General features: G+C 60.0%; 19 protein-coding genes. 6 read left to right on the plus strand and 13 right to left on the minus strand.

Going from position 1 to position 16,525, the window contains the following annotated elements:
* The first annotated feature begins 19 nt into the window (after nucleotides 1-19).
* Nucleotides 20-379, plus strand: a complete 360-nt coding sequence (gene gcvH / locus G0Q00_RS06630) for a glycine cleavage system protein GcvH (RefSeq protein ID WP_163037522.1) — start codon at nucleotides 20-22, stop codon at nucleotides 377-379.
* Between the two features lie 58 nt (nucleotides 380-437).
* On the opposite strand, the gene G0Q00_RS06635 is transcribed toward gcvH, so the two are convergent.
* The 3 genes from G0Q00_RS06635 to ctlX are packed head-to-tail and all read right to left on the minus strand — an operon-like array spanning nucleotide 438 to nucleotide 3,381.
* Nucleotides 438-1,487 carry an ornithine cyclodeaminase gene (locus G0Q00_RS06635; protein WP_163037524.1) on the minus strand — a complete coding sequence of 350 codons (1,050 nt, stop codon included), beginning with the start codon at nucleotides 1,485-1,487 and terminating at the stop codon, nucleotides 438-440.
* A gap of 11 nt (nucleotides 1,488-1,498) precedes the next feature.
* A complete protein-coding gene (gene rocF / locus G0Q00_RS06640; protein WP_163037526.1) occupies nucleotides 1,499-2,428 on the minus strand; it encodes an arginase in 930 nt (309 codons plus the stop codon).
* A complete protein-coding gene (ctlX, locus tag G0Q00_RS06645; RefSeq protein WP_163037528.1) occupies nucleotides 2,425-3,381 on the minus strand; it encodes a citrulline utilization hydrolase CtlX in 957 nt (318 codons plus the stop codon). Before ctlX ends, rocF begins: the two co-directional genes overlap by 4 nt.
* A 128-nt stretch (nucleotides 3,382-3,509) precedes the next feature.
* Here ctlX and G0Q00_RS06650 point away from each other — a divergent pair, with 128 nt between their 5' ends.
* A complete protein-coding gene (locus G0Q00_RS06650; protein ID WP_163037530.1) occupies nucleotides 3,510-3,935 on the plus strand; it encodes an Lrp/AsnC family transcriptional regulator in 426 nt (141 codons plus the stop codon).
* A gap of 60 nt (nucleotides 3,936-3,995) precedes the next feature.
* Nucleotides 3,996-4,436 (plus strand): thioredoxin TrxC, encoded by a 441-nt coding sequence (gene trxC / locus G0Q00_RS06655; RefSeq protein WP_163037532.1) that lies wholly within the window; start codon nucleotides 3,996-3,998, stop codon nucleotides 4,434-4,436.
* Between the two features lie 68 nt (nucleotides 4,437-4,504).
* On the opposite strand, the gene G0Q00_RS15845 is transcribed toward trxC, so the two are convergent.
* Nucleotides 4,505-4,654 carry a DUF5989 family protein gene (locus G0Q00_RS15845; protein ID WP_239058335.1) on the minus strand — a complete coding sequence of 50 codons (150 nt, stop codon included), beginning with the start codon at nucleotides 4,652-4,654 and terminating at the stop codon, nucleotides 4,505-4,507.
* Between the two features lie 627 nt (nucleotides 4,655-5,281).
* On the opposite strand from G0Q00_RS15845, the gene G0Q00_RS06660 reads away from it, so the two are divergent.
* Nucleotides 5,282-5,482, plus strand: a complete 201-nt coding sequence (locus tag G0Q00_RS06660) for a DUF1513 domain-containing protein (RefSeq protein WP_370458546.1) — start codon at nucleotides 5,282-5,284, stop codon at nucleotides 5,480-5,482.
* A 100-nt stretch (nucleotides 5,483-5,582) separates the two neighbouring features.
* Here G0Q00_RS06660 and G0Q00_RS15850 read toward each other — a convergent pair whose 3' ends face one another.
* The 5 genes from G0Q00_RS15850 to G0Q00_RS06685 all read right to left on the minus strand — a co-directional run bounded on the left by G0Q00_RS15850 (nucleotide 5,583) and on the right by G0Q00_RS06685 (nucleotide 10,823).
* On the minus strand, nucleotides 5,583-5,864 hold the full coding sequence (locus G0Q00_RS15850) for a hypothetical protein (RefSeq protein WP_239058336.1): 282 nt from the start codon (nucleotides 5,862-5,864) through the stop codon (nucleotides 5,583-5,585).
* A 160-nt stretch (nucleotides 5,865-6,024) separates the two neighbouring features.
* On the minus strand, nucleotides 6,025-8,529 hold the full coding sequence (locus G0Q00_RS06670; protein WP_163037536.1) for an FAD-dependent oxidoreductase: 2,505 nt from the start codon (nucleotides 8,527-8,529) through the stop codon (nucleotides 6,025-6,027).
* Between the two features lie 109 nt (nucleotides 8,530-8,638).
* Nucleotides 8,639-9,295: a hypothetical protein gene (locus tag G0Q00_RS06675; protein ID WP_163037538.1), complete on the minus strand. Its 657-nt coding sequence runs from the start codon at nucleotides 9,293-9,295 to the stop codon at nucleotides 8,639-8,641.
* Between the two features lies 1 nt (nucleotide 9,296).
* On the minus strand, nucleotides 9,297-9,830 hold the full coding sequence (locus G0Q00_RS06680) for a hypothetical protein (protein WP_163037540.1): 534 nt from the start codon (nucleotides 9,828-9,830) through the stop codon (nucleotides 9,297-9,299).
* 6 nt (nucleotides 9,831-9,836) lie between these two features.
* Nucleotides 9,837-10,823, minus strand: a complete 987-nt coding sequence (locus tag G0Q00_RS06685) for a D-glycerate dehydrogenase (protein ID WP_163037542.1) — start codon at nucleotides 10,821-10,823, stop codon at nucleotides 9,837-9,839.
* Nucleotides 10,824-11,008: 185 nt separating this feature from the next.
* Between G0Q00_RS06685 and G0Q00_RS06690 the strand changes: the two genes are divergently transcribed.
* Both G0Q00_RS06690 and G0Q00_RS06695 read left to right on the plus strand, forming a co-directional pair.
* Nucleotides 11,009-11,491: an SH3 domain-containing protein gene (locus tag G0Q00_RS06690; protein ID WP_239058393.1), complete on the plus strand. Its 483-nt coding sequence runs from the start codon at nucleotides 11,009-11,011 to the stop codon at nucleotides 11,489-11,491.
* Nucleotides 11,492-11,536: 45 nt separating this feature from the next.
* Nucleotides 11,537-12,448, plus strand: a complete 912-nt coding sequence (locus G0Q00_RS06695; RefSeq protein WP_163037544.1) for a cation diffusion facilitator family transporter — start codon at nucleotides 11,537-11,539, stop codon at nucleotides 12,446-12,448.
* Here G0Q00_RS06695 and G0Q00_RS06700 read toward each other — a convergent pair.
* From G0Q00_RS06700 to dut, 4 genes are all read right to left on the minus strand, one after another.
* Complete coding sequence (locus tag G0Q00_RS06700; RefSeq protein WP_163037546.1) at nucleotides 12,445-14,463, minus strand: M3 family metallopeptidase; 2,019 nt, start codon at nucleotides 14,461-14,463, stop codon at nucleotides 12,445-12,447. The two genes, G0Q00_RS06695 and G0Q00_RS06700, sit on opposite strands and share 4 nt — an antisense overlap.
* A 54-nt stretch (nucleotides 14,464-14,517) precedes the next feature.
* Nucleotides 14,518-14,913 (minus strand): ACT domain-containing protein, encoded by a 396-nt coding sequence (locus G0Q00_RS06705; RefSeq protein WP_163037548.1) that lies wholly within the window; start codon nucleotides 14,911-14,913, stop codon nucleotides 14,518-14,520.
* A 91-nt stretch (nucleotides 14,914-15,004) separates the two neighbouring features.
* A complete protein-coding gene (locus G0Q00_RS06710; protein ID WP_163037550.1) occupies nucleotides 15,005-16,036 on the minus strand; it encodes a molybdopterin-synthase adenylyltransferase MoeB in 1,032 nt (343 codons plus the stop codon).
* Between the two features lies 1 nt (nucleotide 16,037).
* Nucleotides 16,038-16,502, minus strand: a complete 465-nt coding sequence (dut, locus tag G0Q00_RS06715; protein WP_163037552.1) for a dUTP diphosphatase — start codon at nucleotides 16,500-16,502, stop codon at nucleotides 16,038-16,040.
* Between the last annotated feature and the right edge of the window lie 23 nt (nucleotides 16,503-16,525).

A 16,525-nucleotide genomic window follows, 5' to 3' on the forward strand; every position in this document is an offset into this window, starting at 1 on the left:
TACCAGCAGGAGACACCGAATGTATTACACCGAAGAACACGAATGGCTGCGCGAAGAGGATGGCGTTTACGTGGTCGGCATCACCACCCACGCAGCCGAGCAGCTGGGCGACGTGGTTTTTCTGGAACTGCCCGAAGCCGGCGACACGGTCTCGAAAGATGATGAAATCGTCGTGATCGAAAGCGTCAAAGCTGCATCCGATATTCTTAGCCCGCTGGATGGCGAGATCACGGAAGTGAACGAAACCATGGTAGACGAGCCGGGCAAGGTCAACGACGACCCCGAAGGCGACGCGTGGCTGTTCAAGATCAAAGCGTCCGACACCAGCCCGCTGGACGACTATATGGACGAAGCGGCGTATAAAGACTTCATCGCCTGATCGCTTCGCATTGAAAAAGAAGGGGCGCGGACCATTCCGGTGCGCGCCCTTTTTTATGTCAGTCCTTCGACCGTTCCAGCATCCCGAACAGATCGCGCGGATCATCCGGGTCTGCCAGCATATCCAGCCGGGTGAAATAGGCCGTGCCCTCGATCGCTTTCGAGATATAGCGCAGCGCCGAGAAGTCCTCGATCGCGAAGCCCACGCTGTCAAACAGTGTGATCTGCTTGTCTGATGTCCGCCCCTTGGCCTGACCGGTGATGACCTGCCACATCTCGGTGATTGGGTGGTCTTGGTCGAGCTGCTGGATCTCGCCCTCGACCCAAGTCTGTTCCGGGTATTCCACGAAAATGTCCGAGCGCAGCAAGATGTCCTTGTGCAGTTCAGTTTTGCCCGGGCAGTCGCCACCGATGGCGTTGATATGCACGCCCTCGCCGATCATGTTGTCGGTCAGGATCGTCGCATATTGCTTGTCGGCTGTGCAGGTCGTGACGATCTGCGCACCTTCCATGCTTTCCTCACCGGTCTTGCAGGACACGACATTCAGCCCATGCCCCGTCAGGTTCCGCGCAGCTTTCGCCGTCGCCGCCGGATCGATGTCGTAAAGCCGCACAGTGTCGATGCCGCAGATCGCCTTGAAGGCCAGACACTGGAATTCCGACTGCGCGCCATTGCCAATCATCGCCATCGTGGTCGAGCCTTTGGGCGCCAGATGCTTGGCGACCATCGCACTGGTTGCAGCGGTCCGCAGGGCGGTCAGCACGGTCATCTCGGTCAGAAGCTTCGGATAGCCGGTGTCCACATCCGCCAGAAGGCCAAAGGCGGTGACGGTCTGCAGCCCCTCCTTCGTGTTCTTCGGGTGTCCGTTCACATATTTGAACCCATACATCTCGCCGTCCGAGGTCGGCATCAGCTCGATCACACCCACATCCGAGTGGCTGGCCACGCGGGGCGTCTTGTCAAACAGCTCCCACCGTTTGAAATCGGCTTCAATCTCGTCGGCCAGCTCGCGCAGGACGGTCTCGATCCCGATGTGATGAACCAAGCCCATCATATGCTCAACCGAGACGAAGGGGACGTAGGCAAGTTCGGAAGGAAGAGGCGGCATGGGGGCGCTCCTTAATAGCTGGTGGTGAAACGGTCGAGCACACGGCGGCCAAACAGGCTTGCCGTCAGGTCGACCATCAGACGGGCGGTACGGCCACGTTCGTCAAGGAAAGGGTTCAGCTCGACCAGATCGAGCGAGGTAACAAGGCCGCTGTCATGCAGCATCTCCATGATCAAATGCGCCTCACGGAAGGTGGCGCCGCCGGGGACGGTGGTGCCAACGGCAGGGGCAATGCCGGGCTCGATAAAGTCCACGTCGAGGCTGACGTGAAGTAGCCCGTTCGCCTGTGCGACTTCGTCCAAAAACGGGCGCAGGATCCGCGCCACGCCATGTTCGTCAATCGCGCGCATATCATGGGCCTGTACGCCCGAGCTTTGCAGAAGGTCACGCTCCTCGCGGTCGACCGAGCGCAGCCCCATCATGCACAACTTTGTCGGGTCCAGTTTCGCGGGCAACGGTTTACCCAGCAGATCCGGGAACCCGTCCAGCCCGCAGGCAAACGCCATCGGCATCCCGTGGATATTCCCACTGGGCGAGCTTGCAGGCGTGTTGAAATCAGAATGCGCATCCAGCCACAACACGTATTGCGGGCGCCCCATGTCGGCCGCCGCAGCCACGTGGCCCGTTACGGTTCCGAGTGCTAGCGCGTGGTCGCCGCCCATGTAGATCGGCAGCGCATCCTCTTGCGCCTGTTCGAACGCATGGGTGTGCAGGCTACGCGTCCAACCGGCCACTTCAGGCAGGAATTTCAGGTGGGTGTGTTCGGTCTCGACCGCGTCGACGTCTTCGCGCTGCGCGTCGCCCAGATCGGTCACGTCATGACCCAGCGCCGCCAGTTCTTCAGCCAGACCTGCGGTGCGATAGGCTGCAGGGCCCATGATGCAACCGCGACGGCCTGCGCCTTCCTCCATCGGAACGCCCAGAAGGTGGATATTGGTCATGCGGCGGCTCCTTCGGGTTTTGCTGTAGGACGGGGGCTCAGGTGAATCCCGGCGATGGTGCAGCGCACCGACCCCCCCGCCATCTCAAGAGTCGGAATTTCCAAAGGCAGAATTTTCAAATGCGCTTCGATCCGCCATTTCTGTTCGGGCTCTAGAGCTTCGAAAGCCCGGCGCGACATCGCGAGAATACGCCCTTCGCGTCCTTGCAGCTCGATGGCGTTGCCCGCAAAACTGGCGATTTGACCTTGGCTCAGTGCAATCACGTCGCGCCCACCGCGCGCCAGACGTTCGCGCACCTCGTCCCGGCGGTTCGTGTCCAAAATGGTGTCCAGTCCAATCAGCGCCATATCCGTCCCGATGCACATCAGCACGTTGGTGTGATAGATCGGCAGCCCGTCCGCATCATGGGCGTCAAACACCATCGGTTCATAGTTGAAATGGGTGCAGAAGCGTTCCAACAGCACCTCACTGGTGCGTTTCGAGCGCGCGGCATAGGCGACACGTTCCACGTGATCCAGCACCATCGCGCCGGTGCCTTCCAGAAATAGGCCGTCCTGCTCAAGCCCTGAATAGTCGATGATGTCCTGCACACGGTAGCGCATCTTGAGCATCTCAAGCACGTCCTGACGACGCTCGATCCGGCGGTTTTTCGAATACATCGGATAGACCGCCACATGGCCGCCGGGATGGGTCGAGAACCAGTTATTGGGGAAGACCGCATCGGGGCGATCAGCGCGCGGGTCTTCGAACAGGTTCACCTCGATCCCTTCGCTGCGCAGAGCGTCAACCATACCCGTCACCTCGTCCTGAGCGCGCTTGGCCAGCTCTGGCCCCGCGCCATCGACGGGCGCGGTTTGGAACCCATTATCCTGCGCCGTTTCCGCGTTGGGCTGGAAATGGTGCGGGCGGATCATGATGACGGCATCTGGGGCTTGAAGCGATGTCTGTGGCATTGTCGGTCTTGTTCGCGGTGGAGGATATTTACAGGTTAACAACGCCACTATTTCAAAAAATAGGTCACTAATGCGTAACTCGTTCATCTATTTTTGACATTTCGCTATATCTAATATAGCAAATTGCTATGCATACCTTTGATGACCTCGACCGAGAGCTGATTGCCATCCTGCGCGAAGACGGGCGAGCGCCGATCTCGAAACTCGCCACGATCCTTGGCGTGTCGCGCGCCACGGTGCAGTCCCGACTGGACCGCCTTCAGGACAGCGGTGCGGTGCTGGGCTTCACCATCCGTGCGCGGCAAGATCACGGGCCGGACGGCGTACACGCGATCATGATGATCGAGGTATCGGGGCGCTCGACCACTGCCGTCATCAAACGCTTGCGCGGGTTGCCGCAGCTACGGTCGCTGCATTCGACCAACGGCAAATGGGATTTGGTTGCGCAACTTACCGCTGACAGTCTGACCGATTTCGACCGTGTCCTGCGCGAGGTCCGCGTGGTCGAGGGCATCACCAACAGCGAAACCAGCATTCTTCTCAGCACGGTTTGATCTTGACCTGCGTGCAGGCAGAACACATATGCACTTTACCGAATGCGAATGGAGCCCGTCATGTCGAACGCCCTGAAAATGACCTGTCTGGAATGCAGCGCGGTGAACCGCGTGCCGAAAGACAAATTGTCAGCGGGACCGAAATGCGGCACCTGCGGGACCAAGCTGAATGACGGCAAGGTCCGCCAACTGGATCCAGCCACGCTGGCCAAGGCCCAGCGCAATGACGACACGCCGCTTCTGGTGGATTTCTGGGCGCCGTGGTGCGGGCCTTGCCGGATGATGGCCCCGGCGTTTGAGCAGGCCGCCCGTTCGATTGCACCACACGCCCGTTTTGCCAAGATCAACACGGAAGATCACCCGAATGTCTCGCGCAAGTTTGGCATTCGTGGCATTCCCGCGCTGATCCTGTTTCAAGGTGGTAAGGAAATTGCCCGACAGGCCGGCGCCGTTCCCGCCCCCGCAATCGAGCAATTCGTTCGGTCGAAAGCGCGGTTTTAACGCGTTACTTTCCCAGATGTGCCAGCACCGCGTCAGCCGGCCCAAGGATCGTCTCGTCTCAGGTCGCGTTAGAAATCTGGGAATTGAAACAGCGTGATTTCAGAGCCCTGAGCTAAGACAATCATCCCGCCGAAAACCACGAGGATCAGAAAAACTTGCGCCAGCCACGTCTTCTTTCTACGCCGAAGGAACACCCACAGCTCTCGTAGGAATGACATATTCACTCTCCACACATTAAAACCCGTTACTCATACTGCCGGACATGCTTTCCGGTTTGGTCACCCGCGGCATCCAGTATGCCCGCGCACCGCCGCCAAGCTTGCGCCCCAGAAAATCGGCACCCTTCAACAGGAAATCAGTTCGGTCACACCGCCAAAGCGTCTATCGGAGCCCATGGTCACGTCAGTCTTCGAAATATGTTCAGACATAAAAAATTGCCTCGTAAACTAAAGTCAACGTAACTCATTTCCATGAAATCACAAAATTCCACCCGAAGATGTGCTTGTCGCATACGACACGCCTTAATTCTGAGTGTTTTTATCAACCAGCTTTGCCTCGCTACGATAGCATCCTAGAACGCCGCTGGAATAGGAGCAGACTCGATGTGCAAAACGGCTTTTCTGGCGGGGATGATGGCAATAGCCACGCCGGGGTCTCGGCCCATGGGGCGAACCGTATCTGTTCCCTACACCGCGCTCTGACACCGAACGTGCGCGTATCCGAACCGCCCTTTTGCCGCCCATCGTTTTCTCGGCCCCGAATAGGTTTGAACCCCGAAACACCAGGGCGGCCACGCAGATGGACCCGCGCGGCATTGTCTTGGCTCAGACGATCACACAGGATTGGTGCTGCGTTTATCCGTTCCCGGCGAGGTTTCGGGCCGTGTTCTGACCAATCTGGACGCCAAGGGCAGTATTACCGATCAGGCCGTGCTGGACAGCGAGGTACATCAAAACTCAATCCGCCATATCGCGCTGGATCACCGGGACCACGCGGTCGCCGCACTGCAATGGCAGGGGCCGCGCGGCGCCGTACCGGCGGGTTGATGATCACCCGCGACGGTGGGCTTGTGCATCGTGTGAACGGAGGGAAAACGCTTATTCCGGTCACCGGAGACTGGGCGTGGGGCAATCACCTGGTTGCGCTCTAGTCCAAAAACTCAAAACTGTCGGCCCCATCGAAATGGCGCGCCGTCAGCGCATTCATGACCTCAAGCGGCGCCATGCGCAGGTTGACCGCGAACCGTTCCTGATCCGCGTTTTTCCCCGGCCCCCAATGAGTGATACAGCCGCAGGTTTTGCAGGCGTGGAAGTCGATCATGTGATCGCCCCAGCTGTGGGTTCTTGTGTGGCCATGCCCGGTCAGGATCGCGCCTTCATTGGGCGGGCAATGCGCCCAGAGCGCGCCATACGGCGACACATCGAACAATTGCAGGACACCACGAATTCAGGTTGGCTCACCTCGAATGTCACCGCACCGCAGTGGCAGGATCCTTGGATTTCTTCGGGCATTGAACACCTCCTGAGCGATGCTTGCACAAAGAAAAAGGCCCCGCGATCGCGGGGCCTTTTGTCTGTTTCTGAAGCGATTAGCCGTTGACGCGGATCGTTTCGTTTTTCGGGTCATAGGGGCTGTCGACCGTAACTTCGGCGTCATAAAGACCACCCATGATCTTGACCTTCAGCTTCTGGCCCGGCACCGCCAGTTCAGGCGGCAGATAGCCCATGCCGATCGACTTCTCGAACGCGACCGAATAGCCGCCCGAGGTCAGACGACCCACTTTCTTGCCATCCAGGAACAGCGCCTCGCGACCCCACGGATCGGCATCATCCGGACCGTCGATCAGAAGGGTGCAGCACTTCACGCGCACGCCGGTTGCCACCATGGCGTCCTTACCGTGGAAGTCTTTTTCCAGATCAATGAAGCGCGGCAGGTCGGCTTCGGCCGGGGTTGCATCGCGGCCCAGTTCGGTGCCGAATGCACGGTAGGATTTCTCCTGACGCAGCCAGTTCTGGGCGCGGGCGCCAACCAGCTTCATGCCGTGCTTCTCGCCTGCATTGACCAGCAGATCCCACAGATAGTTCTGCATCTCGATCGGGTGGTGAAGTTCCCAACCCAGTTCGCCGGTATAGGCCACACGGATCGCGTTCACCGGGCACATGCCCAGTTCGATCTGCTTCGCCGACAGCCACGGAAACGCTTTGTTGGTCAGCGCGTTTTCCGGGTCTGCATCGACGATGATCTCTTTCAGAACATCACGCGATTTCGGACCTGCGATGGCGAAAACGCCCCACTGGGTGGTCACGTCCTGGATCTCGATGTAGCCGAACTCGTCCATCTTGTCCTCGGCGGCCTTACGCAGGAAGTCGGCGTCGTACTCGGTCCATGCACCGGCCGAAACGAGGTAGTAGTTATCCTCGCCATTGCGGACGATGGTGTATTCGGTGCGGGTGGTGCCGTGCGAGGTCAGCGCATAGGTCAGGTTGATCCGGCCAACGCGCGGCAGCTTGTTACAGGTGAACCAGTCCAAGAACTGAGTCGCACCGGGGCCTTTGACGACGTGCTTGGTGAACGCGGTTGCGTCGATCAGGCCAACGCCCTCACGCACGGCTTTCGCCTCGTCCACGGCATATTGCCACCAGCCACCGCGACGGAACGAACGCGATTCCTCGTCGAAGTTCGAGGGCGCGTCGATGGGACCGTAATAGTTCGGACGTTCCCAACCATTCACCCAACCAAACTGAGCGCCTTTTTCTTTCTGGCGATCAAAGGCAGGCGAGGTACGCAGCGGACGGGCCGCCGGGCGCTCTTCGTCGGGGTGGTGCAGGATGTAGACGTGCTCGTAGCATTCTTCATTCTTGCGGGCGGCAAACTCGGTGGTCATCCAGTTCGACGAGTAACGCTTGGGGTCAAGCGATGCCATGTCGATCTCGGCCTCACCGTCGACCATCATCTGGGCAAGGTAATAGCCGGTGCCGCCAGCAGCGGTGATCCCGAACGAAAAGCCTTCGGCCAGCCACATGTTGCGCAGACCGGGGGCCGGACCCACCAGCGGGTTGCCGTCAGGGGTATAGCAGATCGGACCGTTGAAGTCGTCTTTCAGACCGCTTTCGGCACAGGACGGCACGCGCTCGGCCATCGCCATGTACTGATCCGCGATACGGTCCAGATCCAGCGGGAACAGGTCGGCACGGAAGCTGTCGGGCACGCCGTGTTCAAAACGGGCGGGTGCGCCGCGCTCGTAGATGCCAAGGATCCAGCCGCCACGCTCTTCACGGGCATAGGATTCGTTGTCGGCGTCGCGCACAACGGGGTGCTCGGGGTTACCAGCTTCGCGCCATTTCACCAACTCGGGGTCTTTGTCCATGACGATGAAGGTGTGCTCGACCGGGATGGCGGGCATCTTAATGCCCAACATCTTGGCGGTGCGTTGTGCGTGGTTGCCCGAGGCGGTCACGACGTGCTCGGCGGTGATCACAACTTTCTCGTCGCTCTCGATCAGGTTGCCGCCTTTTTCCACCATCTTGGTGCAGGTGACTTCCCAGTGGGTGCCGGTCCAGTTGAAGTCATCGGCTTGCAGCTTACGGTGAATTTCCACACCGCGCTGACGCGCGCCTTTGGCCATCGCCTGTGTCACGTCTGCCGGGTTAATGTACCCGTCTTCGGTGTGATACAGCGCGCCCTTCAGGTCCGAGGTCTCGATCAGCGGCCAACGCTCTTTGATCTGATCCGGGGACAGGAATTCATAATTGATGCCAACGGTATCCGCGGTCGAGGCGTAGAGCTGGTATTCATCCATACGCTCGTCGGTCTGCGCCATCCGCAGGTTGCCCACAACGGCAAAGCCCGCGTTCAGACCGGTTTCGGCCTCAAGCTCTTTGTAGAACTTGACCGAGTAGTCGTGGATGTGGGTCGTCGCATAGGACATGTTGAACAGCGGCAGCAGACCGGCAGCGTGCCAGGTCGAGCCCGAGGTCAGCTCGTCACGCTCGATCAGCATCACATCATCCCAGCCAGCTTTGGCCAGGTGATAGGCGATCGACGTACCGACGGCACCACCGCCGACGACAAGCGCTTTTACATTGGTTTTCATGGGGCGACTCCCTTGGGAAAAATCTGTTGCATCATAGATGCCGAAAGGCAGCGGTCAGGTCCGAACCTGCCCGACCTTACAAAGATAGAAAACGACATAGGTGGCGGAATCAACGCCCTAGCACGTCCGCCAACTGGTCCACGGGGATCACGGGCGTGATCAGCGCCTCAAGCTCTTTGCGGCGTGGATGGTCGGGGACGAACAGCGTCATGCATATATAGTCCTCGACCAAAGCCGCCTGCGCTTCGAAGTTATAGGACAAGTAAGCGCCGGGTTCGCGCCCCGGCCAGTAGTATGGATCGCCCGGTTGAAAGCTCTCGGCGCCCGATTTGGTGGGCGTATAGCCCGTGCGGTCGCGGTTCTGCCATTGCCAGACATGCACCAGCTCGTGCGCCATCAAAAGCGCATGAGGCATAGGCAGGCTTTCGGGCCAGCCTTCGAACATGTCCTCGCGATAAAGCGCGCGCTTCAGATAGATCTGATTCCACAACGCGAAGCCCGGTGGAAACTCCCATTCCCTGTCGGGCTGGGGCACGCGATCGCACACCGTTTTCGGAATGTCGCGCGGCGCGGTCTTCGGCGCGTTTTGAGGAACCGGATCGGGTTTCGGCAACGGCAGCGCGCCGATCCCGGCCCGTACGCGGACTTTGCTGGTGTCCAGACTGTCCCCGAACAAGGTCTTGGACATCTGGATCTCATTTTCGGAGAGAGGGCGCGAACAGGCGGTTAAACAGACCAGCGCGACAAGGGCGGTGGGTTTCAGCATGCTACTGCCCCTCAGAGGGTGCCTTGAAAGCTTTCCGACGTGCTGCGCGCACCTGCGCCCCCACATAGATAAGCCCGACCACCAACCCGATCATTCCCGCCATATACGAGGTGTCATGCATCATCGCCGCACGGCCATATCCGATGGGGTCCTTGGCCGCCGCAGGTACTGGGATATGCTCCATCGGCGGATCAAAGGCGAGACTCACCAAGCCCAGCGCCAGCGTGATCGCGACCACCAGAAACGCCGCCCGCAGAAACACGCGCCATGCCTGTGTAGATGACGGGATCCCCAGTGACATGACGGCGATCGGAATGCCGATCACCAGCCCCATCCACCAGCTGGCCTGCCAGCCGACATAACCCGCGCCAACCCGGCTTTGCAAAAGCTCCGGGATGCGGAATTGCGGAAATTTCAGAGCGTAGAAATAGTCCGGCCCGACCGTGAAGCTGATCTGGTTGTGCACAATGCCATAGACACCGGCCAGAACACAGGCGAAGCCTACCATCACGGGAAGGGCCAGAAGGCGGCGCATACCGGGTCAGAGCATTCCGGGCACGACCTGATCGGGCGGACGGTGACCGTCGGCGAAGGTCTTGATGTTGATCAGAACCTTCTCGCCCATCTCGACGCGCCCTTCGACCGTCGCCGATCCCATATGCGGCAGAGCCACGACATTGGGCAGATCGCGCAGACGGGGATTAATTTCGTTGCCGTGTTCATACACGTCCAGACCAGCGCCGGCGATCTCGCCCGCGCGCAACATCCGGGTCAGCGCGTTTTCATCAATCACCTCCCCGCGCGAGGTGTTCACGATCACCGCATCCGGCTTCATCAGCTTAAGGCGCCGTGCGTTCATCAGGTGAAAGGTCGACGGCGTGTGCGGGCAGTTGATCGACAGGATGTCCATCCGCGCAACCATCTGATCGAGGCTTTCCCAATAGGTCGCCTCGAATTGCTCTTCGATCTGCGGATGCAGACGTTTGCGGTTATGGTAATGCACCTGCATCCCAAAAGCGCGTGCACGGGCGGCGACGGCCTGACCGATGCGACCCATGCCCAGAATGCCCACGCGGCGCCCTTGAATACGGCGGCCCAGCATGGCTGTAGGCGACCAGCCCTCCCATTCACCGGATGCCATCATGCGAATACCTTCCGGGAAACGGCGAGTAACGGCGAGAATCAGCGCGATGGCCATATCCGCCGTGTCATCGGCCGAGACGCCCGGCGTGTTGGATACCAGAATGCCGCGCTGACGGGCCGATCCGACATCAATGTGGTCCACACCTGCGCCATAGTTGGCGATTAAACGCAGACGTTCGCCGGCGCCCGCCAACATATTGGCATCAATTCGGTCGTTGATGGTCGGCACCAGCACGTCGCAACGCTTCATCGCGTCGGCAAGCTCGGCTTGGCTCATCGGTTTGTCATCGTCTCGAAGCTCGACATCAAACAGTTCCATCATCCGGGTCTCGACAACCTCGGGCAACCGTCGCGTCACGACAACACTTAGACGTTCAGCACTCATGCCAGCCCTCCCTGCGGGTTTTCTTTTGCGCGTGTCCCTGACAAAGTGACAAGGAACGAGGCAAGGTACAAGCTCTCTCCGGATCGCAGACGAAATAAAATTGCGCGGGCGGTGTTGGGCAGCAGGAGATCACTGTGCGTTTTCGATTTGGCATCCGTTTTGCGGCTTCCGTTCTGGCTGTGTGCTTGGCCACGCAGGTAGGGCATGCGCAGTCTGATACAACACCCGAGGCCGCACCGGAACGCGGCGCAGTCACCAACCTACCGATTCCCCGCTTCGTGTCCCTAAAAGGGTCCGAAGGTAACGTGCGCCGGGGACCATCGCTGCGCCACCGGATCGACTGGGTCTTCAAACAGCGCGGCATGCCCTTGCGCGTCATTGGAGAGTTCGAACATTGGCGTCAGGTGCAGGACCGTGACGGCGTCGGCGGCTGGGTACACTACTCACTTCTGTCGGGCGCGCGGACGGCGATTGTGGATCAGGATTTGATGCCGCTTTACGGCCGCGCCGACCCCGAAAGCCAGATCAACGCTTATCTTGAGGCCGGCGTGATCGCGCGGATCGAAAGCTGCGGGCCGGTCTGGTGTCGCCTGAAGGCCGACGGTATTCGTGGGTGGACGACCAAAGAAACCATCTGGGGCGTTGGCTCGGACGAAGAGATCAAGTAGCGGTCGCAACTTGCACACCCCGCCCACGTGGGCTAGCCCAGACATATGAACAAACCTGAAAGCACCAGATTGAACCTGTCGGCGGGCGCTGCCTCGGCACTTGTTGCCGTGACGCTTGTGGCGCTGAAGCTGTGGGCGCTAGGCGAAACGCAGGCCCTGTCCGTGGCTGCATCGCTGGCCGACAGCGCGATGGACCTTATGGTGTCACTGGGGGCGTTGGCAGCGATCTGGTACGCCTCGCGCCCAGCGGATAAGGATCACGCCTTTGGCCATTCCTCGGCCGAGGATCTGGCAGCGTTGGGCCAAAGCCTGTTCATTCTGGTCTCGGCCGGGATCATTGCATGGGCGGCCGTGGCACGGCTGTTGTCGGGCGAGCCCGCCCCTATCATGTCCCATGAAAGCGGGATCTTTGTGATGGTCGTGTCCATCGTGCTGACGCTTGCGCTGGTCCTGTGGCAACGCCACGTGGCCACACGCACGGGGTCTGCCGTGGTGAAGGCGGATAGCCTCCATTATCTAGGCGACCTCATCCCCAATATCGGTGCGATCCTGTCGCTCTGGGCGGCTGCGTGGTTCGGGATGGAGCAGATTGATAGCGTCGTCGCCATTGGTGCCGCGATCATGCTGGCGGTAGGTGCGCTGCGTATCTTCAAAACTGCGTGGGACGGATTGATGGACCGCGCCGCAGATCCGGCCGTGATTGCAGGGGTCGAGGCCATCGCCCGCGACCATCCCGGCATCCACGGGTTTCACGATCTGAAGACCCGCCGGTCAGGCTCGATCACCTTTATCAATATGCATATCGAACTGGATGGCACGCAAACGCTGGACCAAGCGCATTCTATCGGCGCCAGCCTACGCCGCACCATTCTGCATGCTTACCCGAACACCGATGTTCTGATCCACAAGGATCCGGTGGGGGTCGAAACGCATCCGGACGACCCCCAGAAAGCTTAAGTCAACCCGCGCCCCTTCAACAGCGGCTCAACGCCGGGCAAACGTCCACGGAAGGCAGTGTACAGGTCTGCTGCATCCACCGATCCGCCTTTCGACAGGATATGCTCCTCCAGCTTCTCGGCCATTGCCGGGTCGAACGCATCGCCCGTTTCGGTAAAAGCGTCGAATGCGTCAGCGTCCATGACCTCGGACCACATATAGCTGTAGTAGCCCGACGAATATCCGTCGCCTGCAAAGACATGGGCAAACTGCGGGGTGGCGTGGCGCATGCGGATCGCAGCGGGCATGCCGATGCGGTCGAGCGTTGCGGCCTGCGCCTCCATCGGATCAGCGGGCGCTGCACCGTCGTGAAAGTCCAGATCGACAATGGCCGAGGACAGGAATTCGACCGTCTGGAACCCGGTGTCGTGTGTGGACGCGGCCAGCAATCTGTCCAACAGCGCAGTCGGCATCGCCTCGCCCGTTTTCGCATGGGTGGCGAACTTGCCCAGCACCTCGGGCACTTCCAACCAGTGTTCGTAAAGCTGGCTGGGCAGCTCGACAAAGTCCCGCGCGACGGATGTGCCCGAGATCGACGGGTATGTCACATCGGACAGCATTTGGTGCAGCGCGTGACCGAACTCGTGGAACAGGGTCCGCGCGTCATCCCACGACAAAAGACCGGGCTGGCCGTCCTCGGGCTTGGCAAAGTTGCAGACATTGACCACGATGGGGCGAATGTCGCCCGCCAGTTTCTGCTGGCTGCGCATGGCCGAACACCACGCACCGGATCGCTTCGAACCACGCGCGAAGTAGTCGCCCACGAACACCGCGATGTGCTGGCCATTGCGGGTCACTTCCCACGCGCGGGCGTCAGGGTGATAGAACGTCACGTCCAAAGGCGCGAACTCCAGCCCGAATAGGCGGTTGGCGGTGTCAAACGACGCCTCGATCATCCGGTCGAGCTGAAGGAACGGTTTGATCTCGGCCTCGTCCAGATCGTGCTCGGCCTCACGCCGACGTTCCGCGTAAAAGTGCCAATCCCACGGCTCCAGATCACCATTATGGCCGTCCGCGTGCAGCATCTCGGTCATACGGAGCGCATCCTTATTGGCCGCGTCTCGGGCCGGTTCCCAGACCTGCATCAGCAGATCGCGTACACGGTCGGGCGTTCCTGCCATCTCGGTCTCCAACTTGAATGCCGCGAAACTGTCATAGCCCAACAGACGCGCGCGTTCTTCGCGCAGAGACAGCGTTTCAGCGGCAATCGCACGGTTGTCGGTGTCACCTCCATTCGCGCCACGCGCGGTATAGGCCTTATACGCTTTCTGGCGCAGATCGCGGCGGGTGGAATGCTGCAAGAACGGCGTGATGACCGAGCGCGAGAGCGTCACGGCAGGTCCGTCCACTCCTTTTTCTGCCCCGGCTACCCGGGCAGCATCCAGCACGAAATCGGGCAACCCGTCCAGATCATCCGCCTCCAAGGGCATGAACCAGCTGCGCTCATCCGCCAGAAGGTTCTGGGTGAACTCGGTTCCTAGCGTGGCAAGCCGTTCAAGAACCTCTTTCAACCGATCCCGATCCGCGCCTTCCAACAGCGCGCCTGACCGTACGAAATTGCGACGGGTCAGCATCAGAACGCGCGCCTGTTCATCAGTTAATCCTAGCGCGTCGCGCGACTGCCACAGCACTTCAACCCGCTGAAACAACTCCGCGTTCATCGACACCTCGGACGAAAACGCCGCGAGCAGAGGCGAAAACGTGCGCTGCAACTCTTCCCGTGCTGGGCTGCTGTCAGCACCCGCCACGTTGTAGAACACGCCGAGCACCCGGTCGAGCGGCGCATCCGCAAGCTCCAACGCCTCGATCGTGTTGGCAAAACTCGGCGCATCCGGGTTGTCTGTGATCGCCGCAATCGCCGCACGGGTGTCGTCCAATGCAACGTGGAAAGCCGGCTCGAAATCGGCATCCGTGATCAGGTCAAACGGCGGCAGCTCAAAGGGCGTGTCCCAAGCGGACAGAAGCGGGTTGGTCATGGGGATCTCCTTTGAGGGAAAGCTAGGGGGCAAGGATGGGGAAGGAAGGGGTGTTCAGCGTTGTGACATGGCCTTTAGGACGTTCATGGCGTCCTCCTGGCGTCCATCCGGCACAAACAAATGGTCATGAAAAAATCCAGAGACGGGATTTACGCCCATGTCATACTTTGCAAGCTCAGTGGCTATTCGAGCCATGAAGCCAACCGCTTCAAGCGACGAATGAATATTAAGAGTGATCATACGACACGGAAATTCATAGGGCAGCCCAAGCTTTTCCGCTTCGGACTTCAGCAAGATATAAGTGGTGCCTTCCGCCTCTTTGAAAGTCATACGAGGTTCGATGTCGGGCAGTGGTTGATCCGGCTGGACAGTCACAAACACATACAATCCATCAACTAGAACTGCCGACATGGACTTAATCAGTTCGTCTAGATTGGTTTCACCACTCATCTCGACGACCTCCAATGATTAGATTTTGAACAGTATTATGCTACGGTACGGCATAGGTGACGATTTGAACGGGAAGACGTCCCGAACCCTCTCACCCACAACATGGACACCCCTCGCGCCGCTTCGTCTTGATCACCCGCGTCTCGGCATACATCGCGTCATAGATCAGCATTCGGCCGCGCAGCCCCTCGCCCGCGCCGGTGATCTCTTTCACCGCTTCGGTCGCCATGATGCCGCCGATGATGGCGGGCAGCGGGCCAACAACGCCCGCTTCAGAGCAGCTTGGGGCCAGCCCGGCTGCAGGAGCTTCGGGAAAGATGCATTGATAGCAGGGCGCGCCATTGGCCGGATCGAACGTGGATACCTGCCCTTCCCACTGACTGAGCGCGCCACCGATGACGGGCTTGCCCAGTTTGGCGGCGACGCGGTTCACCAGATAGCGCGTCTCGAAATTGTCCGAGCCTTCGAGGATCAGGTCGTAGTCTGCCAGCAGATCATCAGCGACGTCCTCGGTCAGACGGCGATTATACGGGCGCACCTCAATGGCAGGATTTTGCGCCTTCATCGCGGCCTCGGCCGAGAAGACTTTGGGGATGCCGATGTCGGCATCACGGTGGATCACTTGCCGCTGCAGGTTCGAGTTATCGACCACGTCGTCGTCAATCACGCCGATAGTACCGACCCCTGCCGCCGCCAGATAGAGCAGCACCGGCGAGCCAAGCCCCCCAGCCCCGATGACCAGGACCTTGGCCTCTTTCAGCGCCACCTGCCCCGGCCCGCCGATTTCGCGCAAGACGATGTGGCGGGCATAGCGGTCAATCTCGGTATCTGTGAAGGGGCCATCATCCTCGTCAGGCGTCGGCGCATCGGGCACGCGGGATTTCAGCCACGCCAAACCACGCCCGTAAAGCGCAGCCAAACCGATCGCCGCAAAAAACACCGCCCAGATGGTGAAATTGCCACCCAAACCGGCAGCGATGGGATTGCCCGCAGGCAGGACCGCGAAGCTCAGAAGAACCACTACCGCCAGCAGCCCGGTCAAATACCAGCGCTGCACCTTGGAGAACCGCATATACGCGCCGCCCAACCAGATCAGAGCCAATGTCAGAAGAACCCACGCCATATCAGCCGCGCCCCGTGGAGCCGAACCCACCGGCTCCGCGCGAGGTGTCGCCCAGCACGTCCACTTGAACGTACTCCGCCTGCACCACGGGGGCAATCACGGCCTGCGCAATGCGCTCGCCATGACCGATGGTAAACGGCTCGGCCCCCAGATTGATCAAGATCACCCCAAGCGGCCCGCGATAATCACTGTCAATGGTGCCCGGCGCATTGGCCAGCGTCACGCCATGCTTGGCCGCCAACCCGGAACGCGGACGGATCTGCATTTCAAACCCATCCGGGATCTCAACACGCAGACCTGTCGGCACAATCCGCCGCTCCATCGGCGCCAGAACCCACCCCGCCGCACGATCCGCTTCGGGCAGATTGGCACGCAAATCAGCACCCGCTGCCCCGGCAGTCTCGTAGGACGGCAACACCACGGACACATCTGCGCCCTCTTCACGAACAACCTTGATCTGTGGCATCGGCCCTCTCATTTTCTTGCTTC

Origin of the sequence: Aliiroseovarius sp. PrR006, from assembly GCF_010500215.1 — a bacterium.
Taxonomy (GTDB): Bacteria; Pseudomonadota; Alphaproteobacteria; order Rhodobacterales; family Rhodobacteraceae; genus Aliiroseovarius.